The organism is Streptomyces yokosukanensis (assembly GCF_001514035.1).
Lineage (GTDB): Bacteria > Actinomycetota > Actinomycetes > Streptomycetales > Streptomycetaceae > Streptomyces > Streptomyces yokosukanensis.
Map to the genome: position 1 here is coordinate 28,936 of NZ_KQ948242.1, position 4,088 is coordinate 33,023.

At 71.0% G+C, this 4,088-nt stretch carries 1 protein-coding gene; it reads left to right on the forward strand.

All coding sequences use genetic code 11. The features are described from left to right. Positions 1-4,088 (forward strand): type I polyketide synthase (locus AQI95_RS42435; protein WP_159056715.1); only part of this gene is annotated, 4,088 nt, incomplete at both ends.

Genomic DNA, 4,088 nt, shown 5'->3' on the forward strand with positions numbered 1-4,088 from the left:
CACGCCCGAACGCTTCGAGAGTGTGTTGCGGGCGAAGGCCACCTCCGCGCTCAATCTCCACGAGCTGACCCTTGAGCTGGGCATCGAGCTCGATGCCTTCGTGCTCTTCTCTTCCATGAGTGGCACGATCGGTTCGGCCGGTCAGGGTAACTACGCTGCGGCGAATGCTTACTTGGACGCGCTTGCCGAGCAGCGGCGGGCCGCCGGGCTGGCCGCGACCTCGCTCGCGTGGGGCCCGTGGGCCGAGGGCGGCATGGCCGCCGACGAGGCCCTCGAAGCCCGGATGCGGCGCGAGGGCGTACCGCCGATGGCGCCCGACTCGGCAATCGCCGCTCTGGTGCAGGCCGTTGGCGCTGCCGAAGCCGCCCTGACCGTCGCGGACATCGACTGGGAGCGCTTCTCCGCCGTCGTGGCGGCCGTCCGCCCCAACCCCTCAGTCGCCGACTTCACGCACCGACCCGCTGCCGCCGTCACCGGTCACGGAACCGTGGTCACGGGCGCCGACGTCGCCGGAGGGGCGTTCGCGAAACTGGCCGCGCTGCCCCGGGCCGAGCAGGTACGAGAGCTGCTCGGCCTGGTCCGTACGCAGGTAGCCGCGGTCCTCGGGCACGACGGTGCGGAGGCGGTGGGCGCGGAGCGCGCCTTCAAGGAGCTCGGCTTCGACTCCCTGTCCGCCGTCGACCTCCGCAACCGACTCGGCGCGGCCACCGCGCTCCAACTCCCCACCACCCTCGTCTACGACTACCCCACGGCCTCGGCCCTCGCGGAGTACCTGCGCGGGGAACTGATGGGCACCGCTCCCGAGACCGACGCTCCCTCGGACCGTGCCGTCGCCGCCGACGAGGACCCGATCGCCATCGTGGCCATGAGCTGCCGCTTCCCCGGCGGCGTGCGGACGCCGGAGCAGCTCTGGCGGCTCCTCTCGGAAGGCACCGACGCCGTCGGCGAGTTCCCCGCCGACCGCGGCTGGGACCTGGACCGGCTCTACGCGGCGGACCCGGAGCAGCCCGGGACCTCGTACACCCGCGAAGGCGGATTCCTCTACGACGTAGCGGACTTCGACGCCGACTTCTTCGGGATCTCGCCCCGCGAGGCCCTCGCCATGGACCCGCAGCAGCGCCTGCTGCTGGAGACCACCTGGGAGACCTTCGAGCGGGCCGGTATCGACCCCGCCGTGCTCAAGGGCAGCCGGGCCGGCGTCTTCGTCGGCACCAACGGTCAGGACTACCTCTCCCTGGTCGCGGGCGATACCGAGGGCCTGGAAGGGCACGTCGGTACCGGCAACGCGGCGAGCGTCGTCTCCGGCCGCATCTCGTACGTCTTCGGTCTCGAAGGCCCGGCGATCACGGTCGACACGGCCTGCTCGTCCTCGCTGGTCGCCCTGCACCTGGCCGTTCAGGCCCTGCGCCAGGGCGAGTGCACCCTGGCGCTGGCCGGTGGTGTGACGGTCATGTCCACCCCGGATGCGTTCGTCGACTTCAGTCGTCAGCGCGGTCTGGCGGAGGACGGTCGGATCAAGGCCTTCGCCGCATCGGCGGATGGTACGGGTTGGGGTGAGGGTGTCGGCATGCTGCTCGTGGAGCGGTTGTCGGACGCTCGGCGCAACGGTCATCCGGTCCTCGCTGTGGTGCGGGGTTCGGCGATCAACCAGGACGGTGCCAGCAATGGTCTGACTGCCCCGAACGGCCCCTCGCAGCAGAGGGTCATCCGGCAGGCGCTGGCCAGCGCGGGCTTGACGGCCGCCGACGTGGACGCGGTCGAGGCGCACGGTACGGGTACGCGGCTGGGCGACCCGATCGAGGCGCAGGCGCTGCTGGCGACGTACGGTCAGGAGCGTCCGGACGGGCGGCCGCTGCTGCTGGGGTCCATCAAGTCGAACATCGGTCACACGCAGGCCGCCGCGGGTGTGGCCGGTGTGATCAAGATGGTGCTGGCCATGCAGCACGGGGTGCTCCCGCAGACCCTGCACGTCGACGAGCCGACCCCGCACGTTGCCTGGTCGACGGGTGAGGTCGAGCTGCTGACCGAGCAGCGCGACTGGCCCGGGACGGATCGCCCGCGACGGGCCGGTGTGTCCTCCTTCGGCCTGAGCGGCACGAACGCCCACACGATCATCGAGGAGGCTCCGCAACTCGACATAGAGGCGCCGGCAGCCGGTCATCGGACCGGGACGGGGACCGCAGCCTCCGTCCTGCCCTTCGTCGTCAGCGGCAAGGGAACGGACGCGCTGCACGCCCAGGCCGAACAGCTCGTGTCCTGGCTCGCCGAGGACCCGCAGGCCGTTGCCGCCGACGTCGCGAACTCCCTCGCGGCCGGGCGGTCCGCCTTCGAGGCCCGGGCTGTCCTGGTCGCGCAGACCGCGGACCGCGAGGAGCTGCTCACCGGCCTGCGCGCCCTCGCGGCGGGCGAGCAGGTCCCGGGCCTGGTCCAGGGCACGGTGTCCGGGGGCGGATTGGCGTTCCTGTTCACGGGGCAGGGCAGTCAGCGGCTGGGGATGGGGCGCGAACTGTACGACGCCTTCCCGGTGTTCGCGGATGCGCTGGACGCGGTGTGTGCCCGGATCGATCTGGATGTCCCGCTGAAGGAGGTGCTGTTCGGCGACGATGCGGCCGTTCTGGGCCGTACGGAGTACGCGCAGCCGGCGCTGTTCGCGGTCGAGGTGGCGTTGTTCCGGCTGCTGGAGTCGTGGGGTGTGCGGCCGGACTTCGTCTCCGGTCACTCCATTGGTGAGGTCGCTGCCGCGCATGTGGCGGGTGTGTTGTCGCTGGCGGACGCGTGTGTGCTGGTGGCGGCTCGTGGCCGTCTGATGCAGGCGTTGCCGTCGGGTGGTGTGATGGTCGCGGTCGAGGCGTCGGAGGACGAGGTCCTGCCGCTGCTGACCGACCGCGTGAGTGTCGCTGCGGTCAATGGTCCGCGGTCGCTGGTCGTTGCGGGTGACGAGGATGCTGCGCTGGCGGTCGTGGAGGCTTTCGCCGGTCGTAAGAGCAAGCGGCTTACGGTCAGTCATGCGTTCCACTCGCCGCACATGGACGGGATGCTGGAGGACTTCCGTGAGGTCGTGGCGGGGCTGGAGCTCAACGCCCCGCGCATTCCGGTCGTCTCCAACCTGACGGGTGCGCTGGTCTCGGACGAGATGGGTTCGGCGGAGTTCTGGGTGCGGCACGTCCGCGAAGCCGTCCGCTTCCTCGACGGGGTGCGGGCGCTTGAGGCTGCTGGTGTGTCGACGTTCGTCGAGCTGGGGCCGGACGGTGTGCTGTCGGCGCTGGCGCAGGAGTGCGTGACGGGCGATGTGTCTGCCGGGTTCGTGCCGGTGCTGCGGGCGGGGCGGCCGGAGGCGGAGACCGTGGTGGCGGCTCTGGCCCAGGCGTATGTGCGCGGTGTGACCGTCGACTGGTCCGCTTTCTATGCCGGTACGGGCGCCCGACGGGTGGACCTGCCGACGTACGCCTTCCAGCGGCAGCGCTACTGGCCCGAGCCCGTCCTGTCGAGCGACCGTTCGGCCCCGGTGCAGGCAGTCGACGTGGTGGACGCCCGATTCTGGGACGCCGTCGAGCGCGGCGATCTCGCCTCGCTGGTCGCGGAGCTGGAGGTCGACGACGACGCGAGCTTCAGTGAGCTCGTCCCTGCCCTGTCGGCATGGCGTCGCCAGACCCAGGAGCAGGCGCAGGTCGACGGTTGGCGTTACCGGGTGTCGTGGAAGCCACTGACGACGGCGCCTGCCGGTGTCCTGGATGGTGAGTGGCTGGTCGTGGTGCCTGCTGCGGGTGTGGATGACTCGGCTGTGGTGGAGGCGCTGGCCGGGTGTGGCGCTGGGGTGCGTCGGGTTGTGGTGGAGCCGGGTGCGGATCGTGCGGGGCTGGCCGAGTTGCTGGCTGGTGCTGGGTCTGTGGCTGGTGTGGTGTCGCTGCTGGCGCTGGATGAGACGGGCGGGCTCGTTGCTACCGCCGGTCTGGTGCAGGCGCTGGGTGATGCGGGGGTGACTGCGCCGTTGTGGTGTCTGACCCGTGGTGCTGTGAGTGTGGGTCGCTCCGATCGTCTGGTGTCTGCGGTTCAGGCGCAGGTGTGGGGTCTGGGTCGGGTTGCGGCTC